Raw genomic sequence first — 23,726 nt, 5'->3', positions numbered from 1 at the left:
ACTCGACTTTTTTACATGGACTACCTGCGCCAGGGCCGGTTTACCTGCACGGCCCGGACCTGTCCGGACGCTCCCGCGGAGCGACAAACCCTCCGGAACCCGTAAATACGTCCAACAAATTCGCCCTAATTATTAGCGTGCACCGGTGGTACGTTCGGAACCCGACAGACATTACGCCTTCTTTGGAGGAACCATGACTGATCACGTAGCGCCCGTCAGCGATTGCTCCGTTCACAGCTGCGACTACAACCACGACGGCTGCACTGCCTATGCCATCACCGTGGGCGGAGCCCCCGACCATGCCAGCTGCTCCACCTTCATTGACACCACCGAAACCGGTGGTCTGCCCAAAGTACTGGCCTCCGTGGGCGCGTGCCTGCGGAGCGAATGCCAACACAATGACCACCTGATGTGCACTGCCCATGATGTCAAAGTCGGCCCTGGAGCCGAGTCGGCGGATTGTTTGACGTATCAGTCCCGCTGACAAATGGGCACCTGGCCTCCAACTCGGCCGGATAGGCCCCGCCGGACAGGCGTCCTCACTGAACAACGCAGGAACCCACAACACCGGCGCAAATCCTTGAGCCCCGCACAGAATGTGACCCAAGCCTCACAAACCCTGTAGCGTTGGTGGGCATCAACCTGCCTTGAAGGAGAACAATGCCCGGCTTGGACACTGCTTTGACACCTCTGCGCTTTCTCGAACGCGCAGCTCAGGTACACCCGGAAAAAATCGCTGTAATAGACGGTGACCGGACCCTGACCTACCGGGAGCTCGCAGCGACGGTCACGAAGACGGCACACGCGCTTCGCGCATCCGGTCTGGAGGAGGGCAGCCGCGCGGCATTCCTTGGCACCAACTCAGCAGAACTGCTGATCGCCCACTACGCCGTCCCCCTCGCCGGCGGCGTCATCGTGCCGCTGAACACCCGGCTGTCCCCGCCCGAAGTGGCCTACATCTGCAACCATTCCGGAGCCACCCTGCTCTTCGGCGACCCGGACCTGCTGCGCGGACTCGGCACCCCGGAACTCGAAACGGTCACCGAAGCCTTCTCCTTCCCGCTCCAGGACGGAACCTCCGACACTGTGGAGGGAACGACGTCGTACGCCGATTTCCTGTCCCGCGGAACCGACATTCCTCTCCCCTGGGAAGTCGCAGACGAAAACACTGTCATCAGCCTCAATTACACCTCCGGCACCACCGGCCGGCCCAAGGGCGTGATGTACACGCACCGCGGGGCCTACCTAAACTCGCTCGGCGAGGTCCACCACCAGGGCTTCGGTGCAGACACTACCTACCTGTGGACGCTGCCCATGTTCCACTGCAACGGTTGGTGCACCACCTGGGCGCTGACCGCCGCATCCGGTACCCACGTCTGCCTGCGCGCCGTACGCGGGCCGGAGATCTGGCGGCTAATCGACACCCACGGCATTGACCATCTGGCTGGCGCACCCACCGTACTGAGCGCCATTGCCACCGCGGAGGAAGCCCACACCCTGGAACACCCGCTGACCATCGTCACCGCCGGCGCTCCCCCGAGCCCCACCGTCATCAACAAAATCCATCAGCTGCAGGCCACCGTGGTGCATGTCTACGGCCTCACCGAGTCCTACGGGCCGTACGCGGTGTGCGAGCCGCAGGCAGCCTGGGCGGACCTGGACGCAGACGCGCTGGCCAAGAACATGGCACGCCAGGGCGTGGGCATGCTGACTTCCGAGCGCCTGCGCGTGGTCCGCGACATGCCTGACGACGACGGCGGGCTGGCCGACGTGGCCGCGGACGGTGTCGAGATGGGCGAGATCGTGATGCGCGGGAACTCTGTGATGAAGGGGTACTACCGCGACGACGAAGGGACGGCAACAGCTTTCTACGGCGGCTGGTTCCACACGGGAGACCTGGGTGTCATGCATCCGGACGGCTACGTCCAACTGCTGGACCGTTCCAAGGACGTAGTGGTGTCCGGCGGCGAGAACATTTCCACCATTGAGGTGGAACAGGCACTGGCCAGCCACCCGGCTGTGGCCGACGTCGCCGTGATCGGCATCCCCGACGAACGCTGGGGTGAGCGGCCCAAGGCTTTTGTGGTGCTGGCCCCGGGCCGGGACGTGACCGAAGCGGACCTGCTGAAGCACGTCAAATCCCAGATTGCCTCCTACAAGGCTCCGGGCAGCGTGGAGTTCATTATCGATCTGCCCAAGACATCCACCGGGAAAATCCGCAAGAATGAACTGCGGTCCTCGGAATGGGAAGGCCGCGTAGCGCGTATTAACTAGGGAACTTTTTTGAGCGAACCGGACCGCAATCCGTAACGGGTAAGGAGAACACATGGCCGCCGTCGTGCTGGGCTGGAATCCGGCCACTGCGTTTGGTGCCGGACCCGGCCGCGCAGACTATGCCATGGCTGCGGCGACGGTGGACCGCACGGGACTCTTCGGGATCCGCTGGCGGGTGGGACGCGGACAGCAGATGGCACGCGGCACCGACGTGTGGCTGTTCGCCCAGGGCCGGCACGGCCGCGGGCTGCTGGGTCACGGGGTGGTGGCAGCCGCGCCCCAACCGGGCGCGGCACTGCCGGCCCGGTTGGGACTGCTGGCCGGAGTCGTTTTTGACCTGCTGCTGCCCCCGGGCGATGCCCTGCCGGCTGAGTTGCTGCAGGAGAGTGTGCCGGACCTGAACTGGAACGCCGTGCGCAGTACGGGAACCGTTGTTCCGCCCCCCGCAGAAGGGCAGATGCGTGCCGCATGGACGTCATATCTGAGGTCGCGGCCGGTCCCGGAGGGCTGGCTGGGGGCTGTGGACCCCACCATTCCGCTGCCGGGAAGCCTTCCCCAGGACACCCTGCGCGAAGTAGCGGTGAACCGCTGCGAGCATGACCCCGAGGGGGTGCAGCGGTGTGTCGCTTTCCACGGAACATCGTGTGCTGCCTGCGGCCTGTCAATGGAGCAGATGTACGGACCAGCGGGAGCATCCTTCGTCCAGGTGCACCACATTGTTCCGCCGTCAGCCATCAGCCCTGATTATGTTCTGGATCCGGTATCCGATCTGGTGCCGATGTGCCCCAACTGCCATGCCATTGCGCACCGGGGCGCCCCCGACCCATACACTCCGGCGGAACTGCGGCAGATGCTGGCCTCGGCAAGGGGTGCACAGCCGTTCCGCAACTCCATTCCCGGCACGGTCCCCACACCGGAACAGCTGGATGCCCAGGCTGACGCTGCACGTCTCAGGGATACGTCCCTGCCTCCCAAGGACACCCAGTAGAATCGGTAGCCCCATGAGCATTCCCGCCAGCACCTCCAAATCAGTCCGCGTGGACGCCTGGCTGTGGGCCATCCGTGCCTACAAGTCCAGATCCGCCGCCACCGCTGCCTGCCGCGCCGGCCATGTCCGGTTGAACGGCAACCCGGCCAAGGCCGCCCAGCCGGTCCAGCCCGGAGACACCATCAGGGTCCGCCAGCCCGGTTATGAACGGATCCTGGAAGTCCGACAGCTCATTGCCAAGCGGGTGGGTGCGGAGGCTGCTTCCCATTGCTTTACCGACCACACCCCTCCCCGTCCGGTGGGACCCGCGCTGGGTGTTCCGCTTCGGGACCGCGGCGCCGGACGTCCCACCAAGAAAGACCGCCGGGAAATCGACCGGCTGCGCGGCGACCGCTGAGCCGAAACACGGCTGCGGAAGTTAGCGGAACCGGACCGGAGGCAGGCCGGATCAGGCCGGATGCCGCCGCAATTGATCGTCCACAAAGCGCGGAGCTGCAGCAATAATTCCGGCTACGGCCATGACGGCAGCTGATGCAATGAGGATGAGCAGCGGAACCGTCCAGCTGCCCGTAGCCTCGTGCAGGGCACCGATGGCAAACGGGCCTGCCGCTGCCAGCAGATAGCCCACCGGCTGGCAGAACCCTGACAGCTCCGCGGTCACCCGGGGATCCCGGGAACGAGCCGTGATCAGGGCCAGCGCCGTGGGGAACGCAAAGCCGCCGACTCCGAGCAGAAGCGCCCACATCCACGGCACCGTTGCGGGGGCCAGCAACAAACCCAGATACCCGGCCACCACAGCTGCTGCCAGACCTGCAATGTAGAAGTGCAGGCCGGGAGCCCGCGCCACCAACGCCGGCATGATTAGGCCCCCGGCTATACCCAGGGATGCAAGGATGGCCGCCATCAACCCGGCCTGAGCCTGCTCCAGTCCGGCGTCGCGGTAAATCTGAGCCACCCAGCCAAACTGGACGTAGGCGTGCATGGACTGCACACCGAAGTACACGCACAACGCCACAGCGGTCCGGGAAGACGTGATCCGCAGCCGGTCCCTCGGTGCCGACGCATCCTCCATATGCACTGCTGTCCTGCGGTTGCGCACGGAGACCAGGATCCAGGGAACAAACGCCGCCAGGGCCGCCAGCCCCCATACCCTGAGGCTGAGCTGCCATCCCCCGGAATCCGAGGCGGTCAGCGGCGCTGCCACCAGCAGGGGAAGCGTGGCTCCCGCCGCAAGGGTTGTGCCGTACACCGAATTCAACAGGGCAGTTCGGGACCCGCCGTGGCTCTTGATAAAGGCCGGGACCAGGATATTGCCCATCGCCATGCCGGCGAACGCCAGCACCGTCAGAGTCATGAACAGCACCGGGGAAAGCGCTATCGACCGGAGCAGCAATCCGGCGGAAACCAGCCCCAGCCCCAGGGTGATGGTCCACGCGACACCAGCCCTGCGCGAGACCGTCACGGCGAGGGCGCCCACCACCGCGAAGGTGAGGCCCGGCAACGCGGTCAAAATCCCGGCCTGGACCGATCCCATGCCAAGACCCGCCTGGATCTCGGCAAGGACCGGCCCCACCGACGTCGCACCCGGCCGCAGGTTCACTGCCACCAGGATGACGGCGACGGCGGCCAGCCACAGGGGCAGCGGCACGGTGCCTTTACGTTGGGTTGCAGACCGGCCGCCGAATTCGCTCATCTGAGCGTTTCTAGCATGTCTGCCGGAAAACAGCACGCCGGCTGTGTGCCGCGGGTGTCCTTACGCCTGTTCAGCCACCGCCGGGCGGCTGTCACCGGTTTTCACAAAACGGTGGTGCCAGGACAATGACTCGTCCAGCAGGTGCGGAGTGTGCTTGCCGAAGCTCTCGCGGCTGGCACGGTCGAAGTAATCCTGCAGCAGGGGCTGGAAGTCCGGATGCGCGCACTTCTCAATGATCGTGCGGGCCCGCTGCTTGGGCGACAGCCCGCGAAGGTCCGCCAGGCCCCGCTCGGTCACGATCAGCATGGTGTCATGCTCCGTATGGTCCACATGGCTGACCATGGGCACGATGCCGGAGATTTTGCCGCCCTTGGCCGTGCTGGGTGAGAGGAACGCGGAAAGGAAGCCGTTGCGGGCAAAGTCGCCGGATCCGCCGATGCCGTTCATCATGGCCGTGCCGGCCACGTGGGTGGAATTCACGTTGCCGTAAATGTCCGCCTCGATCATCCCGTTCATGGCGATGCAGCCCAGCCGGCGGATGAGTTCGGGGTGGTTGGAGATCTCCTGGGTGCGCAGGATGATGCGCTTGCGGTAGAACTCGATGTTGGAGTTGAACTCTTCGATTCCCGCTGGGCTGAGCGAGAAGGACGTTGCGGACGCCACCCTGATCACGCCGTCGCGGATCAGGTGCAGCATCCCGTCCTGAATGACTTCGGTGTACGCGGTCAGCCCGGTGTACCCCGAGGTGGCCAGCCCGCCCAGGACGGCATTGGCGATGTTTCCTACACCGGACTGCAGCGGCAGGAGCTTGTCGGTCAGCCGGCCGGCTTTGATCTCGTCCCCGAAGAAGTCGATCAGGTGCCCGGCGATCTGCGTGGAGGTTTCATCGGGTGCGGCGAAGGGGGTCATGCGGTCCGGAGCATCGGTTTCCACGACGGCGAGGACCTTGTCCGGATCCAGCCGCAGGTAGGGCTCGCCGATCCGGTCATCCGGATTGACCAGCATGATGGGCTTGCGGTGCGGAGGCAGCGCCGTGCCGTAGTAAACGTCATGCATGCCGTCCATGGCAGCGGCCTGCTGGACATTCACTTCCAGGATGATCTTGTCTGCCTGCTCAATCCACGTCTTGTTGTTGCCAACCGACGACGACGGAATCAGGGAGCCGTCTTCATTGATGCCCACCACCTCGATCACCGCCAGGTCAATGTGGCCGTAGAAGCCAAACCAGGTGTACTGGGCCACGTGCCCGAGGTGGATATCAATGTACTCAAGTTCGCCGTCGTTGATCCGCTTCCGCAGGGTGGGATCCGACTGGTACGGCAGACGCAGTTCCATGCCGCCGGCCTTTGCGAGCACGCCGTCGAGCTCGGGAGCGGTGGAGGCACCGGTGAGTACTTTGATCTGGAAATCTTCGCCGCGGGCGTGGGCTTCTTCCATTTGGACGGCAAGCGCCTGCGGGACGGCTTTGGGGTAGCCGGCGCCGGTAAACCCGCTCATCGCCACGGTCATACCCGGCTTGATGAGCGCTGCCGCCTGTTCTGCGGACATTCTGCGCTCAAGCAGTCCTTCATGGTGAATGCGGTCGTGCATGGTGGCCTTTCTTAGATGGGACCAACCAACACTATCTGTTGTGAGGCGTGGGTCATATTCACGCGTTGGTTGCACCACTCCGACGGGTGCCCGCCGGGGCGGTGCAACCGGCACGGTCTACTGTTCCGGCGGCATCGGCGCAGGCTGCCGGGACGGCGTCTGCCCTGCACCACGACGTCCGGACGTGCCTCCGGGCGCGGCTGCGCCGGACAGCGGGGCAGAGGTTCCGCCCATCAAATCAACCAACTTGGCAGTGTTCTGAGAAACCTGGATGGTGGCCAGAATCCACTCGCAGGAAATCCGAGTGGCTATCAGCAGGAAGAAGGCAACCACCGGGCCCAGGATCAGGACCAGGAAGCCGCTCAGGAAACCATCGTCGAAAGCTCTGATGAGCAGAACCAGCCAGAACAGGGCCAGCAAGCCCACGGACAGTCCGTAATACAGCTTGATCAGAATGGGTGCCGAAAACTTCTTAAATGACGGATCGAAAAAATTGATCATGGTGTCCCCCTGAGACTTTGCGAGTTGCTGTGAGCACTTCGCGGTCAACTGCCGCGGCTGCGGCGGCCGATTCAGCGTAACCGACTTAAGACCCGGCAACTTCGATGCCGCCCTCATCCGAGTGGCGGCAGGGGACGACGACGGCGGGGTCCCCGCCTAGACGACCTACATCCGCTGGCTGCCGTGCTGCTGGATCTGTTCCAGAACGCTTTCCAGCTCTGTGCTCAACGCGGCCAGGGAAGAGGTGCTGGTTTCGACGGAAAGGGCAGCCACCAGTTCGGTCTGGCGGTGGCGCAGCTGGTCGAGCGAAGGCCGTGAACCGTTGGTTTCCATGGCCTCATCCTACAAACTGCGCAGTTACACTTCCCTGCAGAGAGACGAATATTATTTTGGCGGACAATCAGGAGGAACCATGAGTACGCCCACGCCCGAAGTCCTGGAGGAATGGCGCCGGTTCCGCAGCGCGCGGGATGCCGAGTTGGCGCAGCAGCACGGCTGGCTGACCCTGACGTCTCTGCAGTGGCTGACGGTTGAGCCTGCGGCGGTGGAGCATCTTCCGGGCCTTTGGGCTGCGGACGATGCTGCGGCAACCCTGTCCGCCGCCGCCGACGACGGCCTGACCCTCGCCGAAACCGGTGCCCCGGTGGACGGCACTGTCACGGCATCCCTGGCGGACGAGGAGTCACTTCTGTGGGTGTATTTCGGCGGTTCCGACGGCCGGCGGATAGCCGTGGAGCTGGCCCGGCGCGGCGGCCGCTACGCCATCCGCACCCGCGACGCCGCCTCGGCCGTGTTCACCGATTTCGACGGCGTGCCAACTTTCGACTACCGTCCCGATCTGGTGGTCCAGGGCCGCTTTGAGGCCTATCCCGAGCCGGTGGAGGTTCCGATCCGCACCGCGCATCCCGCCGTCGACGGCGTGCACCTCACCGTGGGCGAACTCGTGGTTCAGCTGCCCGGAGAGGAGCACGAGTACCGGCTGCAGGTCAGCGCCGAGGGAAACGGCCGGCTGGCCCTCACCTTCCACGATGCCACCAACAACCAAAGCACTGCCGGATGGCGCAAAGTCGTCTTCGACGCGCCGGCACCGGGCACGTCTGCCGTCACGGTGGACTTCAACCGCGCCGTGAACTATCCCAGCGCCTTCACCGCGTTCGGCACCTGCCCCATGCCGGTGGGCAGTAACATCATCGGCATACCGGTGGAGGCCGGCGAAAAGGCCCCGGAACGCTGACCTAAAGGTTGGGAAGGCCCCGCCCATGATTTGGCCCTGCACATGACAACGGAACCAGTCAGCCCCATGCCAAACCGGGCGCCAATGGGCACCGGACTGCAGCAAACCCGGATTGCGGCCGTGCTTGCAACCAATTCCGCACCCGACCAATACCGCCCGGATTTGTCTCAGGTTGCGGCCGCTGCGGATACCCTCGTGGCTAACGGCGTGCGCTGCCTGGCCCTTACCCCGGCGGGGAACACTCTCAGTGCACTTGAGCATCTGGCCGGCAGGCTGCCCGACGGCGTGGACCTGGGACTCGCGGCGGTGCTCGCGCCGGAGGACGTTGTCCGGGCAGCCAACGCCGGGGCACGCTTTGTCATGTCCCCCCATGTGGCGCCGGACGTGGTCCATGCCGCCCGCGGCTGCGGACTGGCCAGCTACCCCGGAGCGATGACGCCCAGCGAGGTTCATCTTGGCTGGCGGACGGGAGCCACCGCCGTGCAGCTGTTTCCCGGCGCACCCGTGGGACCTGGCTACCTCGCAACCCTTCGGCGGGCGCTGCCGGACATCCCAGTGATTCCCGGAGGAGGAATCGCCTTGGATGACGTCACCGGCTGGCTGGCCGCCGGCGCCGCTGCGGTTGTCCTGGGACGGTCCCTGGTGGGCGATGCCCTTTTGCCAGGCGGTGATCTGCAGTCCCTCGGCGTACGGACCCGCCTGGCCTGTGCCGCAGCGGGGAACGCGCCCGCCTGAGATCGCATTGCTGAGATCATGGGAAGAACACACTTCAACAATCTTCACCGGAAATGAGTCCGCATGACACTCAAAGAGCAGCTCCAGTCCGACATGAAAACCCACATGAAAGCCGGTAACCGCACGGCGCTCATGACGGTCCGCAACGTCCTCGGCGAAATTGAGACCCGGGAAAAGTCCGGCAAGACACCGGTGGAACTGGACGATGCGCAGGTGGTTTCGCTGCTGCAGAAGGAAGCCGCCAAGCGCCGTGACACCGCCGGCATCTACCTGGAGGCCGGGGAAAAGGAACGCGGCGCCGCTGAAATCGCCGAGGCCGAGATCATCGAAGCCTACCTTCCCGCCCCGCTGACCGCCGCTGACGTTGAAGCCATCGTGGACGAAGCCGTGGCCGAGCTGACGGCGGACGGCACGGTACTGACCATGCGCCAGATGGGTGCGGTCATGAAGCCGGTCACCGCCAAGGTTGCCGGCCGCTTCGACGGCAAGGCAGTCAGCGAGATCGTCCGCAGCCGCCTCTCCTAACTCCTGACGCCAGTGCCGGCGCCGCGGCTGCCGTTTTATCCGGCGGCCGCGACAAACGCTGTGGCCGTATTGGGTGCGATCTCCGTCATCCCCGCGTCTACAATCAGCGGACCGGCCCCCGGCGCTTTCGCCAGCGTCTCAAACTCGGCGCCCGCGGCCAGCCGGACGCTGGCCCGGCCGGCGCCGTCGTCATACCAAGCAACGCGTTCCTCCGCGGACAGCGTCAGGTACCAGGCCATCAGGGCATGCGCGGCCTGGGCACCTGCCTTGCCGGTGGACATTTCCAAGTCCGCGTTCACAATGATGAGCGGCGTGCCCGGGCTGGCGGGCGCCGGCTCGCCGTCCGGCAGGTGCGTGCCCGAAACCTGCAGCGCACGCAGCTTCTTGGGCATCTCCTCATAGCTCACCGGTTCAAAGGCCGCCGCCTTCGCCCGGCCGACGGAGACGGTTCCGGACGGCGCGGAAGCCGCCATCTTCTCGAACATCTTCGGTCCTGCGCGGCGGACCGACTTCGTAAACCGGCCATACACCCAGTTGTCCCAGGCGTCGTCCTCCGTCCGCCGGGCATAAGCGCTCACGCTCGCCGCGGCTGCAGCGGCAACTGCATCGAGGTGGGCCGCGGGGTCTTCCTTATCCACGAGCAGAACGATCGGCTGGACGGTGTCACTGGGTTGCATGCCTTTAGTTTTTCACGGCTGCGGCACAGGTTTTTCGCTACCTTCCTTCCCCGCGCCGGAACCTCAGGGTGACGATTTCAAACGGCCTAAGCATCAGCGTTACTGGTTCCCCTGCTCCGGTCCGGCCAGTGAGCGGTGACCCGGGAGCCAGCGGACGCTCCAGCAGATCCGCAGCAGCAACGGTGTCATAGGCAAAACCCACGCGCACCACCGCACCGGCGCGGCCGCCGTGCGCCTCATACAGCCGCACGATGACGTCTCCGCTGCGGTCTTCGGCAAGCTTGACCGCTTCCACCACCACTGCAGGGTTGTCCACGGCAACAACCGGGTCCGTCCGCGTCCGTGAGACCCCGCGGATCCCGCGGAGCGGAAGATTCAGGCGGTACCCCTCGGCGAGCGCGTCCGCAATGCTTGCGGCCGGCCGCAGGGAAAACCGGAAACTGTGCCGGCCCTGATCGGCCGAGGGATCCGGGAACAGCGGTGCCCGAAGCAGGGAAAGCCGGACCGTGGTGCAGCTCTTGCTGCCCACCAGGTCACGGAAGGTGTCATGGCCGTAGGTGGAATCATTAGCCACCGCCACCCCGTAGCCGGGCTCTCCCACATGAATCCACCGGTGTGCCACTGTTTCGAAACGTGCCGCGTCCCAGGAAGTGTTGGCGTGTGTAGGGCGGTACACATGGCCAAATTGGATTTCCGAAGCCGCCTGGGCTGCGTGCACGTCCAGTGGGAAGGCAAGTTTGAGCAGCTTCTGCTGCTCATGCCAGTCCACCTCCACCTCCAGATCCACGGCTGTGCCGTCGGGACTGAGGGAGATCCGCTGGGTGACCGCCGAGTTCCCGAAGGACCGCGTGATTCGAAGCGTACGGCCCCCGCTTCCCTCCTCGATCTCCATGGCATCGGGCTGCATCAAATCCGTGGTGCTGTATTTGTAATGGGCATCCAGGTCCCAGGCATCCCACTGGTTGGGCGTGTCCCGGAAGAGCTGGAACAGGTTCCCCGGCCGCCCGGGCAGGAAGGCATCGCGGCCGCCGGGAAGGTCCGTAAGGGAACGGAACAGCCCCTCCCGGTCCACGACGAGACGCAGCCGGTCGCTGCCGATGGTCCAGCCCTCTGCGGAACGCTGCCAGGTCCACGGGGCCGGTTCCGGCGCCGGTCCTGCGCCGCCGGCCGGCACCCGGGCCTGGGAAAACGGGCCGGCATTGAGCGCTGCCGCCGAGTCGCCGTCGCCCAGCAGCGCCCGCGCCGAGCCCTCGATCAGGGCCTCCAGCCCGGCCGACACCAGTGCATAGTTCCGCTCGGCCTCCTGATGGACCCAGGCAATGGAGGAGCCGGGCAGAATATCGTGGAACTGCTGCAGCAGGACGGTCTGCCATGCCTCTTCCAAAGCGTCGTAGGGATAGTCCGCGCCGGTTGCCAAGAAGGCAGCTGTTGCCCACAGCTCCGCCTCGCGCAGCAGATGCTCGCTGCGGCGGTTGCCCTTCTTGGTGTTGGCCTGGCTGGTGTAGGTGCCGCGGTGGAACTCCAGATACAGCTCTCCGGACCAGACGGCCGGCTCCGCCAGCTCGGCCTGGGCCACGGCAAAAAAGTGCACCGGGCTGGACAGTTTTACGGTGGGTGATCCTTCCAGCGAGGCGGTTCGGCGGGCAGCAGCCAGCATCTCCCGCGTTGGCCCGCCGCCGCCGTCGCCCCAGCCAAACGGGACCAGGGAAGTATTCGCAAACCCCTTTTCCTTGTACTGCCGCTGGGCTCGGGCCAGTTCCCGCCCGGACAGTTCGGAATTGTAGGTGTCCACCGGCGGGAAATGGGTGAACAGCGTGGATCCGTCAATTCCCTCCCAGCGGAAGGTGCTGTGCGGCACCACGTTGGTCTCATTCCAGGAGATCTTCTGGGTCAGGAACCAGCGGCAGCCGGCCGCCCTGGCGATCTGTGGAAGTGCCGCCGAGTATCCGAAGGAGTCCGGCAGCCACACCACTTCTGATTCCACCCCGAAGTTCTCCAGGAAAAATCTTTTCCCGGCCAGGAACTGGCGGGCCAGCGCCTCGCCTCCGGGCATATTGGTGTCTGCCTCGACCCACATTCCTCCGACGGGCACAAAACGTCCTTCGGCCGCCTTTTCCGCCACCCGGGAGAACAGGTCCGGGTAGTACTGCTTGAGCCACGCGTACTGCTGTGCGGAGGACGCCGTGAAAACGAACTCAGGATCCTGTTCCATCAGGTCCAGCACATTTGCGAAGGTGCGTGCGACCTTGCGCACCGTCTCCCGCACCGGCCACAGCCAGGCGCTGTCGATGTGGGCGTGCCCGACGGCGTGGATGCGGTGTGCGCTGGCGTTGGCGGGTGTGGACAGCACTTGGGCCAGCTCCGCCCTGGCTGCCGTTGCGGTTCCGGAGACATCCGACGGGTCGACGGCGGTGACCGCCCGTTCCATGGCCCGGAGGATGTCATACCGCCGGGGAAGGTCCATCGGCAGTTCATGCATCAGGCCGTTGAGGGTCCAGAAATCCTGCGCCAGGTTCCAGGCCTCGACGTCCAGCAGGGCGGCGTCCGCCCCGCGGAACACATACAGCGGGTTCCCGCCCGCGGTCGCCGGATCGCCCATCGGTGTTGGCGCGTAGGTGAAGCCGGAAATGATGTTCGGATTGGATGCCGCTTCCACGTAGAACTCGAAGGGCTCACCCGGCAGCTGCCGGAGCGGTACGTACAGGTTCCGCGGCTCCACCGCCTTCACAATCTCCCCGGACGGCGTGTACACCAGTGCTTCCGCCTCAAATCCGGGGCCGTTGCCGCTGAAGCCCAGGTCGATGAGCAGTTCCGGCCGGCCTGCTCCGGGGCCCCGCCATTCCAGCGGAACCGTACCGGAGATGCGGAACCAGGTGGTTCCCCAAGGGGCGCCCCACGCCTGACCGGCTGCAAAGGGCAGAAAGTCCTGGCTGATTGCCTGGGCAAAAGGAACCGGCTCCCCCGGTGCTTCCCAAACTGCCAGCTCCGCCGGCCTCCGGTCCCGCCACAGGCTTCCGGGCAGCCGTTCCCGGAGGAACCTGTTGATACGTGCTTCCACCAGTTCACGGTTGTCGTGCACGTGGCACCTACCCTTTCATTGCCCCGCTGAGCGCAAAGGAACCGCCCATGGCACGGGAGAGGATGTAGAGGACAATCACCGGCAGGGAATAGAGGATGGAAAAGGCTGCGAGTTCCCCGTATGCCACCCCGCCGTACTCGTCGAAGAAACGGAAAATGCTCACAGAGGCAGGCTGTTTGTCCGCGGCGAACAGCAGGATGAAGGGAACAAAGAAGTTTCCCCATCCCTCCAGGAACACAAAGATGAACACCACGGCGAGACCCGGACGCATCAGCGGAAGCACTACGTAGTACAGGGCCTTCATTGAGGAGGCGCCGTCAATCCAGGCCGCTTCCTCCAAGCTGATGGGCACGGAGTCCATAAAGTTCTTGGTCATCCAGATGGCGATGGGCAGGAATGTGGCTCCCATGAACAGAATGGTCCCGCCCAGGGAATCGAGCAGGTTCAACTGTACAAAGAGGCTGTACACCGGAACCATGATGGCGGTGATGGGCAGGCAGGTGCCGAAGAGGACGGTGTACATAAAGGGTCGCTTGAAACGCATCTGGTAGCGCGACAGCGGATAGGCAGCCAGCACCGCGGCCACCACGGTGACCGTGGCGGATCCGACCGCCAGGATGAAGCTGTTCAGCAGCGGAATGAAGGTTTGCTGGGCGTTCATGATGGCACTGAAGTTGCCCAGGGTGAGCACCGGGGCGGTGAGCTCATACGTAGCGTCGGCGTTGACGGAGGCGGTCAGCAGCCAGGCCAGCGGCAGGAGGAAACACGCGGCCAGCAACAGCAGCACTGCGTTGGAGATCTTCGCACCGGAGCTCTTGCGGCCGGAGGAAACCGAAACGATCGCCATGTCTACTCCTTCCGTTCGCGCAGCATGCGGATGTAGGCAATGGAGAAAACGGCACCAATCAGGAGCATCACCACCGCGATGGCCGTGCCGTAACCGATGTCCCCGTACTGGAAGGCCTGCTCATAGGCCATGATCGGAAGTGTGGTGCTCGCATTGAGCGGTCCTCCCTGGGTGACAACGTAAATCAGGGTGAAGGTACCCAGGGTCAGGAGAGTAATCAGCATGAGGTTTGTCGCGATGCTGCGTTTGATCATGGGAAGAGTGATGAACCGCAGGCGGGCAAGCCCTCCGGCACCGTCAATGGTGGCTGACTCCGTAATGTCCGGTGGGACGTCGTTCAGGGCTGCCTGGTAGTTCATCATCGAAAAAGCGGTCCCCCGCCAGATGTTGGCCAGGATCAGCGCCGCCATGGGGTACTCGTACAACCAGTCCACGGCAGGGATCCCCAGCAGCCCTGTCATCTGGTTCAGCATGCCGTCCCGAAAAAAGAATGCGTACGCAATGAAGGCCGCAACAATCTCGGGCAAAACCCAAGCCGCCACCACACAGGAACCCACGAAACCGGCAACGGCCTTGTTGGCCCGCTGCATGACAAGAGCAAGGGCCAGGCCCAAGCAGTTCTGTCCGATGACCGCCGAGGCGAGCACAAACAGGAAAGTGAGCCACAGCGAGCGCGGAAACAACGGGTCCGTGAAAAGGGTCCGGTAGTTTTCGAACCCGATCCACTCCGGATTCTTTGCGCTGGCCCCCGTCAGACCGGCGTCCGTAAAGGAACCGTAGAAGGCCCAGAGGATGGGGCCGCCCAGAAAAACCAGCAGCAGGGCCACCGCGGGCAGCAGGGGCAGCAGCCTGCCGAGCTGTCGGCGCGCTGAAGGCGGACGGGCCCGGCGGGCATCCGGCCGGCCGCTCACGGGGCGGGAGCGGCCGGCCAGAGACGTACTGGACATGCCCGAGCTACTTCTCAACCACGAATTCGTCACCGACTATCTTGGTCAGTGTCTCGTCATAGGCGGCCGCCGCCTCTTCCGGAGATTTGCCGCCGGCCACCACTTCCTGGGTGGCTGTGAGGACAGCGGCATCGATCTCGGCGAAATCGGACGTTGCCGGGCGGTAATTGCTGACGTCAAGCACCTCCGTGACCTCGGAGGCAAAGGGATTCATGTCCAGGTATTCCGGGGCCTCTGCGACGTCGGTCCGTACGGCAATCTTGGAACTGTCCACGGTGTACTCCAGGGAGTTCTCGTAGCTCAGGGCCATTTTTACGAAATCAGCGGCCAGCTCCGGCTCTTCTGTTCCGGCCCCCACCGCCAGGGTCCACCCGCCGGACATGCTGACTGCACCGGGCTCCTGCCCGTTCTGGGTGGGAAACGGTGCCGTAGCCATAACCTCGCTGTACTCGGGCCATTCAAACTGTCCTCCCGGCTGCCAGAACTGCGGCGCATAGGAGCCCTCCACCGTGGCACCCATGCGGTCCTGCGGAAGCATCTCTCCCACGATGGGCTGCCAGATATTCGCATCCAGGGCCTGCGCCGGGGTGACCGCCAGCCCCTCGTCATAAATGGTCTTCAGAAACGCAAGGGAATCGATGAAGCCCTGGGACCCGGTGACCCATTTCTGCTCGTCAGCGTCATAGAGGGTTCCACCTTCAGTCCCGTAGAGGAGCTCATAGAAACTCTGCATGGTGCCGGCATACATGCTGAAGGGGATGACGTCGGGGTTGGAATCCTTCACGGTGCGTGCCATGGTCAGGAGGTCATCCCAGCTTTCCGGCTGCCACGGAAGCTCAATACCCGCTGCACCCAATACATTCTTGTTGTACCAAATCACGCGGGTGTCCGTTTCCAGCGGGATCGCGTAGGTGCCGCCGTCGTCGGCCAAGCCCGCCTGCTTGGCCGTTTCGTTGAAGCTGTCCCAGTCCTCCCAATCGGACAGATAATCGTCCAGCTGCAGCACATAGCCCGCGTCAAAGTCAGCACGGAGCTTGAAGGAATCCTCCACAAAGACATCGGGAGCGGTGTCAGGTGAGCGCTGGGACAAGGCCAGTTTGGTGGCATAGTCCTCATCGTTTCCCTCAATGGGCGCCAGCTCAACCGTTACACCCTCGTTGGCCGCTTCAAACTCCTCTTTGACGTTCTCCATCAGGGCTACCAGAGGGGCCGCGTCGGCGTTCTTGTAAACGATCCTCAGCGTCTGCGAGCCGTCTGCTGTATCGTCTCCGGAGCAGCCGGTCAGCACCAAACTTATTGCCGCGGCTGCAATCACGGTCTTGGTTATCCCTCGCATGGTTCTCCTTTGATCCACGGGTTCCACGGCGGACCCGGCCCGTGGTGCGCCCGACGCTAGTACACCGCCGGGCTTTCCTCAATCATTGACACATCGGCACCGGTGTCAGGAGGCACAGCATGGGACGGTTGGTGTACACCTGCATTACTTCGCTTGACGGCTACGTCGCTGATGAGGACGGGCAGTTCGACTGGAGCATGCCGGACGAAGAAGTTCATGCCTTCGTCAATGATTTGGAACGGAGGACCGGAACTCAGCTCTACGGACGAAAGCTGTACGAGGTGATGTCTGCGTGGGAGACCATGCCCGTAGCCGGGGAACCGGCCGTGATTCAGGATTACGCCGGCATCTGGAAGGCTGCGGACAAGATCGTCTTTTCCCGCACGCTGCCCGCCATCAGCACCTCCAACACCCGGTTGGAGCGGACCTTCGACCCTGAGGCCCTACGCCGGCTCAAAGAAAGTGCCGACCGGGATCTCACAGTCGGCGGCCCCACCCTGGCGGCACAGGCGCTGCAGGCAGGGTTGGTGGACGAGCTGCACCAGCTGCTCTCCCCCGTCGTCGTCGGAGGCGGGAAGCCCTTCCTGCCGGACGGACTGCGACTGGACCTTGAACTGCTCGACGAGCGCCGGTTCGGCAACGGGGTGGTGTTCCTGCGCTACGGCATCCGGCAGGCCGGCTTCACAGGTTAGGGATGCAGGGCGTCAGAAGCTGACGGCCGCCGTCATCTCATTGACAAATGCCTCGGTTTCAACGGCGTTCCGGAAACCGTAGGAGACCTCGCGTACCGCTTCCTCCCGGGAAGCCGGGACGTTGTGGTACTTGAGCGCTTCGAAGCTCCCGGCCTCCGTCACCGGCTCCACCAGCGAACGGTGCTTCAGATGGGGAAACTGGCGCAACGTCGGATCGATCCGCCATTGGGCCGTCTCAATCCAGAAGTGATCCCCCATGCCTGAGCTACCGCTGGCCACGCGGATGTCCTCAATGCCCGCGCCCGCCATCAGCCAGGCCAGTGTAAAGGATGCCGGTGCACCCAGTCCGGACCCGTAGGGGATGTGGGCCTCAGCCACGGCCGCTGTCTGCTCCGCAAGTCGGGTGGCTTCCTGGTGGCTGAGTGTTCGCATGTTTCCATAATCCCAGCTGGAGGCGGACAGAACCTATTTGGCCGTTCAGCCGCGCTCATGAAAGAGCTTTCCTCCTGCCGGACCGGCGGGAGCTGCGAGCTCTGCCTCAGGGACCGCGGCGGTTGTACCGTTGAATTATGAGCGACCGCGACACCCACCGGCGGCACAGTTCCCATCCGACCGGCGCCATCCCTTCGATCCCCTCAGGAAAGAAGGCCGAGGCGCTGTGGCGAGCCATGCGGCAGGAACACGGCCTTTACACCATCTCCGAAGCCGCTGAACGGCTCGGATTCGGTTACGGACCCAACCTGCGGGCCGGACGGCTGACCGGCAAAGGGCGGGTCCTGGCAGTGCATCGCGGTGGAACATTCCTGTATCCGGGTTTCCAGTTTGACGAACCCGGCGGCCGCACCGTCCCGGCGGTCAAGGACGTAGTCCGCATGGGGCGTTGGGCCGGCTGGAAGGACGAGCAGGTTGCCCTGTGGTTCTACAGCCCCAACCCTTCCCTGCAGGGCAAGCGCCCGGTTGACGTCCGTGACGATGAGGAAAAGCTGATAAGCACCGCTGAGAAGGACATGGGCGGCCAACCCGGCACGGGCGCACCCCAGGCTTCTTAGGCGGGCCAGCGGCCGGTCTCAAACAGCTTCGTCAGCAAAGCCGCCGCGGGCGCCGGATCCAGTCCCCGGGAAGCGAGCCACTCGTCGTCGCCGTAGGAGGCGGCGTACCGGTCCCCGGAATCACACATCAGCGAAACGATGCTCCCCGCCCGGCCTTCGGCCTCCATCTGTGCTCCCAGCTGCCACACTCCCCAGAGGTTGGTTCCGGTGGAGGGCCCGGCGTGGAGACCTGCTGTTTCCCGCAGGTGCCGCGCCGCGGCAACCGATGCGGCGTCCGGCACCTGGATCATGTGGTCAATGACCGCGGGCACGAAGCTGGGTTCCAGCCGCGGCCTGCCGATGCCTTCGATCCGGGACGGACCGCCGACGGCGGGAGCCCCCGGATTGTGCCAGGCAGGGAAGAACGCCGAGTTCTCCGGGTCCACGACGGCCAGCCGGGTTCCATGGCGGTGGTAGCGGATGTAGCGGCCGATCGTCGCACTGGTGCCGCCGGTTCCTGCGCCCACCACAATCCACTCCGGCACCGGGGAGTCCTCGAGTTTCAGCTGACCAAACATGGATTCGGCGATGTTGTTGTTGCCGCGCCAGTCGGTGGCACGTTCGGCGTAGGTGAACTGGTCCATGTAATGGCCGCCGGTGCTGCGGGCAATCTCTTCGGCAGCCGCGTACACCTGCGACGGATCATCCACGAAGTGGCAGGTGCCCTTGTACTGCTCGATCAACGCGATTTTCTCAGCACTGGTGCTGCGCGGCATGACGGCCACAAACGGAAGGTCCAGCAGCTGTGCGAAGTAGGCCTCGGACACGGCAGTGGATCCGCTGGAGGCCTCCACGATGGTCATGCCCCGGGTGATCCAGCCGTTGACCAGTCCAAAGAGGAACAGTGACCTCGCGAGCCGGTGCTTGAGGCTTCCGGTGCGGTGGGTGGACTCGTCCTTGAGGTACACCTTCACTGACCAGCCCGCCGGAACAGGAATCTCAAACAGGTGGGTGTCGGCAGAGCGGTTGCTGTCGGCCTCGATGCGCCGGATGGCGTCTTCGGACCAGCGGCGGTTGGGAGTCGAGGAAATAGTCACCCGATTCAGCCTACAGGCGGCCCCTGCAGCTGCCCGAGTTTGTCCGGGTTCCGCGTTGCGTAGATCTCCTGGACCTGTCCGTTCGCCAGGCTTAGCTGGAACACGGTGGTGACGCTTCCGCCCTCACGGAAGGCGACGGCGGGCAGCCCGTTCAGTTCCACGAACTCCGGCAGGACACCGGCCGCATACTTTGAGGCCAGCCCAAGCATCAGCCGCGCAACCTTCTCCGGTCCGGACACCGGCTTTAGTGCGGCGCTGGCTTTGCCTCCGCCGTCGGAACGCAGCACCACCTCCGGGGCCAGCACGTCCAGCAGCGCCTGCAGCGATCCGGTCAGGGTGGCTTCCAGGAAGCGTCCGACGGCGGCCCGGTGCTCGGCGGGATCGGGCTGGGTCTTCGGTGTGCCCCGCTCCACCCGCTCCCGTGCCCGGTGCACCAGTTGCCGGACAGCAGGCTGCCCGCACTCCAACGCCTCTGCAATTTCCGGATAACCAAACCCAAACACGTCATGCAGGATGAACCCCGCGCGTTCCGGTCCGCTCAGCGTCTGCAGGACCACCAGCATGGCGGTGGAGACTTCGGCTGCGGTCAGGGCAGCGGTTTCCGGAGTGGCGGGGCCGTCTGCGCCGGCGCCGGTGCGGAGCGGCTCGGGGAGCCACTCCCCCGGATAGTCCTCACGCCGCCGGGCTGCGGAGCGGACGGTGTTCAGCGCCTGCCGGGTGGCGATCCGCGCCAGATAGGCCCGGGGGTTGCGTACCGGATCGGGGACCGTCCGCCACCGGAGATAGGTTTCCTGGACAACGTCCTCGGCATCCGCCACGGTCCCGAGGACGTCATAGGCGATGGTGAACACCATGCCGCGGTGGGCGAGGAAATCGGCGTCCCGGCTCACCGTCCGGTCGGCGCCTGAGTCTGCTCCGCCGTCGTCATCCGCGGACCTTTGGGCCATGTGTATGCTCCGCTCCGTTTGATTTCGCTGCGGATCCAGCGCAGCGTCATCCGGCAGATAATCTCCTTCTGGACCGCCGCCAACCTGCCGCGCAGGTGAACGCGGACCGGGGTGTCATCCGACCGGACAAACTGGACCAGCCCGTCGCTGCGGCCCAGACTAACGCACTGGCCGCCGAAACCGCTGTCATGCCGGATGCCGGGTGCCCCATCCATTCCGCGCAGGATGTTTCCCGCCGCGTCAGCACCCATGGGCATCGCCGCCGCGCAGCTCATCCGCAGGTAGGCGTACTCCGGGCTGGCAATCACTGCGGCGTCACCGGCCCCGTAAATCCGATCCTCCCCGGGCACCTGCAGATTCGGATCCAGCAGCAGACGGCCTTCCTGATCAACCGGCAGCCCACTGGCCGAGGCGAGATCCGGAACTCCAAAACCCGTGCACCAGAGCACCACATCGGCCTGAAGCCGCAGATGCGGATCACCGGACCCGGATACCCGCACGCCGGACTGCAGTTCCACTGCTGTGCGGCGAAGGCTCCGTTCCAGACCGCGGCGGGCGGACGCTGTCACCTGTGGGAGGGGAACACCGTCCGTGTGCAGGCGTACGTGCAGGTCTCCCCGGTGGGCGGCAATTTCCGCCGCCGTTTCGACGGCGGTCAACCCGGCGCCAACCACCGCAACCCGGCCGCCCGGGGCCAGCGCCTCGAGTGCCCTGCGGGTGCTTTCGGCTCCCTCCAGCTGTTGGACGGTGAGCGCACCGTCCGGAACCTTCAGGGCCCCTGATCCCACTGCGTAGACCAAATAGTCGTAGTTCAGCAGCCGGCCGCCGGCTAGCCGCACACACCGGCCGGCAGCATCGATGCGCACCGCCGTGTCCCGCACCCGTCGGATGGCCGGATGCAGCACGGATTCAAAGGAGGCGGTGGCATCACTGCGGACTCCGGCGGCATACTCATGCAGCCGGATCCGCTCCACGAAGCGCTCTCCCGGGCTCACCAGCACGACGTCGAGTCCGGGCCGTGCTGCGGCGGCGAGCCGATTGGCTGCCATGACTCCCGCGTATCCGCCGCCCAGGACAACTGCTGTGGTTCCCATGTCCTTCTCCTGTCCCTGAAACCTGCCGCTCCGGCTCGCGGCCGGCTCACACATAGGACACCGGACGGGCCGGATTTGTGACAGGCCGGGTTTGTGACAGCCCGGATTTGTGACAGCAGGGAGGCCCGCACCGGGGCCAGCGAGATCGGGAGCAGCGCCGGGTTACCTGCCCTGCAGCAGTTCCGCCAGCCGGTCCAGCTCGGAGGAAGTCTCCAGGACCATCTTCTCGGCGGTAGCCAGCAGTCCCAGGATGTTTTTGGGGCTCGCGTCGTCGGAAGCGTGATGCGTGCCTGGAAGGAGGCTGGTCTGGATCCGGACGTAGTCCCCGCCCAGAAGCTGGCGCAGGCTCTCACGGACCAGCTGTCCCGGCCCTTCGTAAACCATGGAAAAGTCCCGTTCCATCCCCTGCACGTCTGCGGTGCTGCTGGTTTGTTCCGAGCTCAACAGCAGGCCGGAGGAGGTTTGGCTGGTTCCGGTGCCCAGCGAAACCAACAACACGCCGTCGTCGGCCCCAGCCAGGGACCGGCCCAGCGTGTAGGCCACCAGCGCCGGATCATCAGCCGCAAGCCCGCCGTCCACCAGCTCGCGCGCCTGCCCGCCGGGGTCTGTGAAGGTGACGGGCGGGAAGAACCGCGGCAGCGATGCCGTGGCCCGAGCAGCAACCGCCATGTCGGCATCACCGAGCTGTGACTGGTCCAATCCCCCGCCGGCGAAGTGCAGAGCCTGGGTATGGACGAGATCACACGTCACGACGCCCACTGGCCGGTAAGCCTCGGAGAGCTTGGTCCGGCCCATGACCTGATGCAGGAATTCCTGCAGCGGTGCGGCGGAGTAGGCGACTGTTCCCGGTGCGGCCTTGGGGCGGGCTGCGGTATGGCGGGGGAAGATCTTCTTGACGCTGCCCAGATCCAGATGCCGGAGGTCGGCTGCACTGTACGGAGCTCCGCCGTCGCGGGGGCAGGCCAGGGCCAGGGCAATCATGCCCCCGACGGAGGTGCCCACTATGAGGTCAAAGAGGTCCGCAGTCCGCTGCCCCGAGCGCCTTTCCAGGTGGGTGAGCCAGATGACCGGAATGATCCCGCGGACCCCGCCGCCGTCGATCGAGAGAATGCGCAGCATGGCGGCTCCTAAGGGGTGCGGGGTAAGTGCCAACGTGCGGTTAAGCCTTCTCCCGGGGGTGATCAGGGTCAAGGTCCCCGCACGTTGGCGCTGTCCGGATTCTTGCTCTCACAACATCCCTAGCCCGGCGTGCCTTCCCTGTGGCAGGGTGTCGGCATGGGCGAAATGATTGAAATGGGCACAGGTTCTTCCGCGGTTCACTCCTACGTTTCCCGGCCGGAGGGAGATATTCGGGGCGGCGTTATTGTCATTCACGAGGCGTGGGGACTGGTTGGGCAAATCCGCAGCGTGGCGGACCGGTTTGCCGAACAGGGATACCTTGCGGTTGCCCCCGATCTGCTGGGCGAGAACGGCATCACTGATGACGTGGCCACGGAACTCGGTGAGCAGCTCTTCAACCCGGATCCGGAGCAGCGCCACGCGGCACAGCCGAAGCTGCGGGCTCTGATGTCGCCGTTCCGCAGTCCGGACTTTTCAGCACAGGCCTCGGCACGGGTTTCCTCCTGCTTTGAGTATCTGGAGTCCTCCCCCGGCGTCCACGGACAAATCGGCGTCGTTGGCTTCTGCATGGGCGGAACCTTCGCGCTCTCCCTCGCCGTCCAGGAGCCGCGCCTGAAGGCCTGCGTATCCTTCTACGGCCGGGCTGATTATTCCGTCGCCGAGCTGGCCGCCATCCGCTGCCCCGTCCTGGCGTTTTACGGCGATCAGGACACCGACCTTGTGGAAACGCTCCCCGATTTGGGTGCAGCCATGACCGAGGCCGGCATCGACTTCACCGCGGATGTCTATCCGGGCACCGGCCATGCGTTCTTTAATGACACCAACCGGTTTGCTTACGACTCGGACGCCGCCGACGACGCCTGGGCCCGCACGCTGGAATTCCTCGCCCAATCGCTGAGCCAGGACCGTTAGGCCTGTAGTCAGCGCCAGTAATTGTTGGCGGCCGCAATGGTGGCGAACTCAATGGCCACCACATGACCAGCGGCAATCAGGCCGTCAGGGTTGTTCATATAGGCGTCGCGGATAATTTTCTGCACGTGATCATCGGGCTGAATGGCGAAAGAGGTCTGCATTGCCAGACCGAGGGCAAGCCGTCTCCCGTCTTCGGGGCTTGCGCAGATAAGGGTGTTGTTGGGAACGAGTTCCATGGTGTCCGTCCTGTCGAGTTAGACAGTGGCCCGCCCCGCACCACTGGTGCTTCCGGTTTATGCCGCTATCCGACTCATTGTCCGCGGTTGGTCCCGGGGCGAACAAGGGCAGCGCACGCAGGCCCGCGCACCATTGCTGAGGTTGAAGAGCCAACGGCGTTAAACGCACGATGGC

25 protein-coding genes are annotated in these 23,726 nt (G+C 64.8%); 10 read left to right on the top strand and 15 right to left on the bottom strand.

Features of this window, described 5'->3' with window-relative positions; all coding sequences use genetic code 11:
* The first annotated feature begins 193 nt into the window (after positions 1–193).
* The 4 genes from CXQ89_RS16765 (at position 194) to CXQ89_RS16750 (ending at position 3,659) form a co-directional block, all read left to right on the top strand.
* Positions 194–484: a DUF1540 domain-containing protein gene (locus CXQ89_RS16765; protein ID WP_104056044.1), complete on the top strand. Its 291-nt coding sequence runs from the start codon at positions 194–196 to the stop codon at positions 482–484.
* A 176-nt stretch (positions 485–660) separates the two neighbouring features.
* Positions 661–2,274: an AMP-binding protein gene (locus tag CXQ89_RS16760; RefSeq protein ID WP_104162109.1), complete on the top strand. Its 1,614-nt coding sequence runs from the start codon at positions 661–663 to the stop codon at positions 2,272–2,274.
* A 52-nt stretch (positions 2,275–2,326) separates the two neighbouring features.
* Entirely contained in the window at positions 2,327–3,262 is a 936-nt protein-coding gene (locus CXQ89_RS16755; protein ID WP_104162108.1) for a hypothetical protein, read from the top strand.
* 13 nt (positions 3,263–3,275) lie between these two features.
* Positions 3,276–3,659: an RNA-binding S4 domain-containing protein gene (locus CXQ89_RS16750; protein WP_104162107.1), complete on the top strand. Its 384-nt coding sequence runs from the start codon at positions 3,276–3,278 to the stop codon at positions 3,657–3,659.
* Positions 3,660–3,710: 51 nt separating this feature from the next.
* Here CXQ89_RS16750 and CXQ89_RS16745 read toward each other — a convergent pair whose 3' ends face one another.
* From CXQ89_RS16745 to CXQ89_RS18475, 4 genes are all read right to left on the bottom strand, one after another.
* Positions 3,711–4,955, bottom strand: a complete 1,245-nt coding sequence (locus CXQ89_RS16745) for an MFS transporter (RefSeq protein WP_104162106.1) — start codon at positions 4,953–4,955, stop codon at positions 3,711–3,713.
* A 60-nt stretch (positions 4,956–5,015) separates the two neighbouring features.
* Positions 5,016–6,545: an acetyl-CoA hydrolase/transferase family protein gene (locus CXQ89_RS16740; RefSeq protein WP_104162105.1), complete on the bottom strand. Its 1,530-nt coding sequence runs from the start codon at positions 6,543–6,545 to the stop codon at positions 5,016–5,018.
* Positions 6,546–6,662: 117 nt separating this feature from the next.
* The gene (locus tag CXQ89_RS16735; RefSeq protein ID WP_181032419.1) at positions 6,663–7,046 is read right to left on the bottom strand and encodes a DUF4282 domain-containing protein; all 384 of its coding nucleotides are present in this window, start codon (positions 7,044–7,046) and stop codon (positions 6,663–6,665) included.
* 165 nt (positions 7,047–7,211) lie between these two features.
* Complete coding sequence (locus CXQ89_RS18475) at positions 7,212–7,379, bottom strand: hypothetical protein (RefSeq protein ID WP_181032418.1); 168 nt, start codon at positions 7,377–7,379, stop codon at positions 7,212–7,214.
* 79 nt (positions 7,380–7,458) lie between these two features.
* On the opposite strand from CXQ89_RS18475, the gene CXQ89_RS16730 reads away from it, so the two are divergent.
* The 3 genes from CXQ89_RS16730 (at position 7,459) to CXQ89_RS16720 (ending at position 9,540) form a co-directional block, all read left to right on the top strand.
* Positions 7,459–8,280 carry a DUF1684 domain-containing protein gene (locus tag CXQ89_RS16730; protein ID WP_104162103.1) on the top strand — a complete coding sequence of 274 codons (822 nt, stop codon included), beginning with the start codon at positions 7,459–7,461 and terminating at the stop codon, positions 8,278–8,280.
* Between the two features lie 42 nt (positions 8,281–8,322).
* Positions 8,323–9,015, top strand: a complete 693-nt coding sequence (locus CXQ89_RS16725) for a bifunctional 4-hydroxy-2-oxoglutarate aldolase/2-dehydro-3-deoxy-phosphogluconate aldolase (protein WP_104162102.1) — start codon at positions 8,323–8,325, stop codon at positions 9,013–9,015.
* A 63-nt stretch (positions 9,016–9,078) separates the two neighbouring features.
* Entirely contained in the window at positions 9,079–9,540 is a 462-nt protein-coding gene (locus CXQ89_RS16720; RefSeq protein WP_104056025.1) for a GatB/YqeY domain-containing protein, read from the top strand.
* A 35-nt stretch (positions 9,541–9,575) separates the two neighbouring features.
* Here CXQ89_RS16720 and CXQ89_RS16715 read toward each other — a convergent pair whose 3' ends face one another.
* Genes CXQ89_RS16715 through CXQ89_RS16695 form a run of 5 tightly spaced genes read right to left on the bottom strand, consistent with a single transcriptional unit; the run spans position 9,576 to position 16,426 of the window.
* The gene (locus CXQ89_RS16715; protein WP_104162101.1) at positions 9,576–10,217 is read right to left on the bottom strand and encodes a peptidyl-tRNA hydrolase; all 642 of its coding nucleotides are present in this window, start codon (positions 10,215–10,217) and stop codon (positions 9,576–9,578) included.
* Positions 10,218–10,254: 37 nt separating this feature from the next.
* The gene (locus CXQ89_RS16710) at positions 10,255–13,296 is read right to left on the bottom strand and encodes a glycoside hydrolase family 38 C-terminal domain-containing protein (RefSeq protein WP_104162100.1); all 3,042 of its coding nucleotides are present in this window, start codon (positions 13,294–13,296) and stop codon (positions 10,255–10,257) included.
* A gap of 7 nt (positions 13,297–13,303) precedes the next feature.
* Positions 13,304–14,143 (bottom strand): carbohydrate ABC transporter permease, encoded by an 840-nt coding sequence (locus CXQ89_RS16705; protein WP_104162099.1) that lies wholly within the window; start codon positions 14,141–14,143, stop codon positions 13,304–13,306.
* Positions 14,144–14,145: 2 nt separating this feature from the next.
* Positions 14,146–15,090 (bottom strand): carbohydrate ABC transporter permease, encoded by a 945-nt coding sequence (locus CXQ89_RS16700; RefSeq protein ID WP_104162098.1) that lies wholly within the window; start codon positions 15,088–15,090, stop codon positions 14,146–14,148.
* A 7-nt stretch (positions 15,091–15,097) separates the two neighbouring features.
* Positions 15,098–16,426: an extracellular solute-binding protein gene (locus CXQ89_RS16695; protein ID WP_104162097.1), complete on the bottom strand. Its 1,329-nt coding sequence runs from the start codon at positions 16,424–16,426 to the stop codon at positions 15,098–15,100.
* A gap of 119 nt (positions 16,427–16,545) precedes the next feature.
* Between CXQ89_RS16695 and CXQ89_RS16690 the strand changes: the two genes are divergently transcribed.
* Entirely contained in the window at positions 16,546–17,118 is a 573-nt protein-coding gene (locus CXQ89_RS16690) for a dihydrofolate reductase family protein (protein WP_104162096.1), read from the top strand.
* A 12-nt stretch (positions 17,119–17,130) separates the two neighbouring features.
* Here the strand turns inward: CXQ89_RS16690 and CXQ89_RS16685 are convergent, their stop codons facing one another.
* Entirely contained in the window at positions 17,131–17,550 is a 420-nt protein-coding gene (locus tag CXQ89_RS16685) for a hypothetical protein (protein WP_104056011.1), read from the bottom strand.
* A 137-nt stretch (positions 17,551–17,687) separates the two neighbouring features.
* Between CXQ89_RS16685 and CXQ89_RS16680 the strand changes: the two genes are divergently transcribed.
* On the top strand, positions 17,688–18,167 hold the full coding sequence (locus CXQ89_RS16680) for a hypothetical protein (protein ID WP_104162095.1): 480 nt from the start codon (positions 17,688–17,690) through the stop codon (positions 18,165–18,167).
* On the opposite strand, the gene CXQ89_RS16675 is transcribed toward CXQ89_RS16680, so the two are convergent.
* The 4 genes from CXQ89_RS16675 to CXQ89_RS16660 form a co-directional block, all read right to left on the bottom strand.
* Positions 18,164–19,243 carry a PLP-dependent cysteine synthase family protein gene (locus CXQ89_RS16675; protein ID WP_104162094.1) on the bottom strand — a complete coding sequence of 360 codons (1,080 nt, stop codon included), beginning with the start codon at positions 19,241–19,243 and terminating at the stop codon, positions 18,164–18,166. The two genes, CXQ89_RS16680 and CXQ89_RS16675, sit on opposite strands and share 4 nt — an antisense overlap.
* A gap of 5 nt (positions 19,244–19,248) precedes the next feature.
* Positions 19,249–20,190, bottom strand: coding sequence for an RNA polymerase sigma factor SigJ (gene sigJ, locus CXQ89_RS16670; protein ID WP_104162093.1), 942 nt, complete (start codon positions 20,188–20,190; stop codon positions 19,249–19,251).
* On the bottom strand, positions 20,130–21,284 hold the full coding sequence (locus CXQ89_RS16665) for an NAD(P)/FAD-dependent oxidoreductase (RefSeq protein WP_181032417.1): 1,155 nt from the start codon (positions 21,282–21,284) through the stop codon (positions 20,130–20,132). The genes sigJ and CXQ89_RS16665 overlap by 61 nt, the downstream gene beginning before the upstream one ends.
* Positions 21,285–21,446: 162 nt before the next feature.
* Complete coding sequence (locus CXQ89_RS16660) at positions 21,447–22,403, bottom strand: patatin-like phospholipase family protein (protein WP_104162091.1); 957 nt, start codon at positions 22,401–22,403, stop codon at positions 21,447–21,449.
* A gap of 156 nt (positions 22,404–22,559) precedes the next feature.
* Between CXQ89_RS16660 and CXQ89_RS16655 the strand changes: the two genes are divergently transcribed.
* Positions 22,560–23,315 (top strand): dienelactone hydrolase family protein, encoded by a 756-nt coding sequence (locus CXQ89_RS16655; protein ID WP_237687276.1) that lies wholly within the window; start codon positions 22,560–22,562, stop codon positions 23,313–23,315.
* An 8-nt stretch (positions 23,316–23,323) separates the two neighbouring features.
* On the opposite strand, the gene CXQ89_RS16650 is transcribed toward CXQ89_RS16655, so the two are convergent.
* Positions 23,324–23,551 carry a hexameric tyrosine-coordinated heme protein gene (locus CXQ89_RS16650; RefSeq protein ID WP_104056000.1) on the bottom strand — a complete coding sequence of 76 codons (228 nt, stop codon included), beginning with the start codon at positions 23,549–23,551 and terminating at the stop codon, positions 23,324–23,326.
* Between the last annotated feature and the right edge of the window lie 175 nt (positions 23,552–23,726).

Origin of the sequence: Arthrobacter sp. ZGTC212, assembly GCF_002929255.1 — a bacterium.
GTDB lineage: Bacteria > Actinomycetota > Actinomycetes > Actinomycetales > Micrococcaceae > Arthrobacter_B > Arthrobacter_B sunyaminii.
The sequence above is the reverse complement of the archived record's forward strand: the minus strand, read 5'-3'. Positions and strand labels throughout refer to the sequence as shown.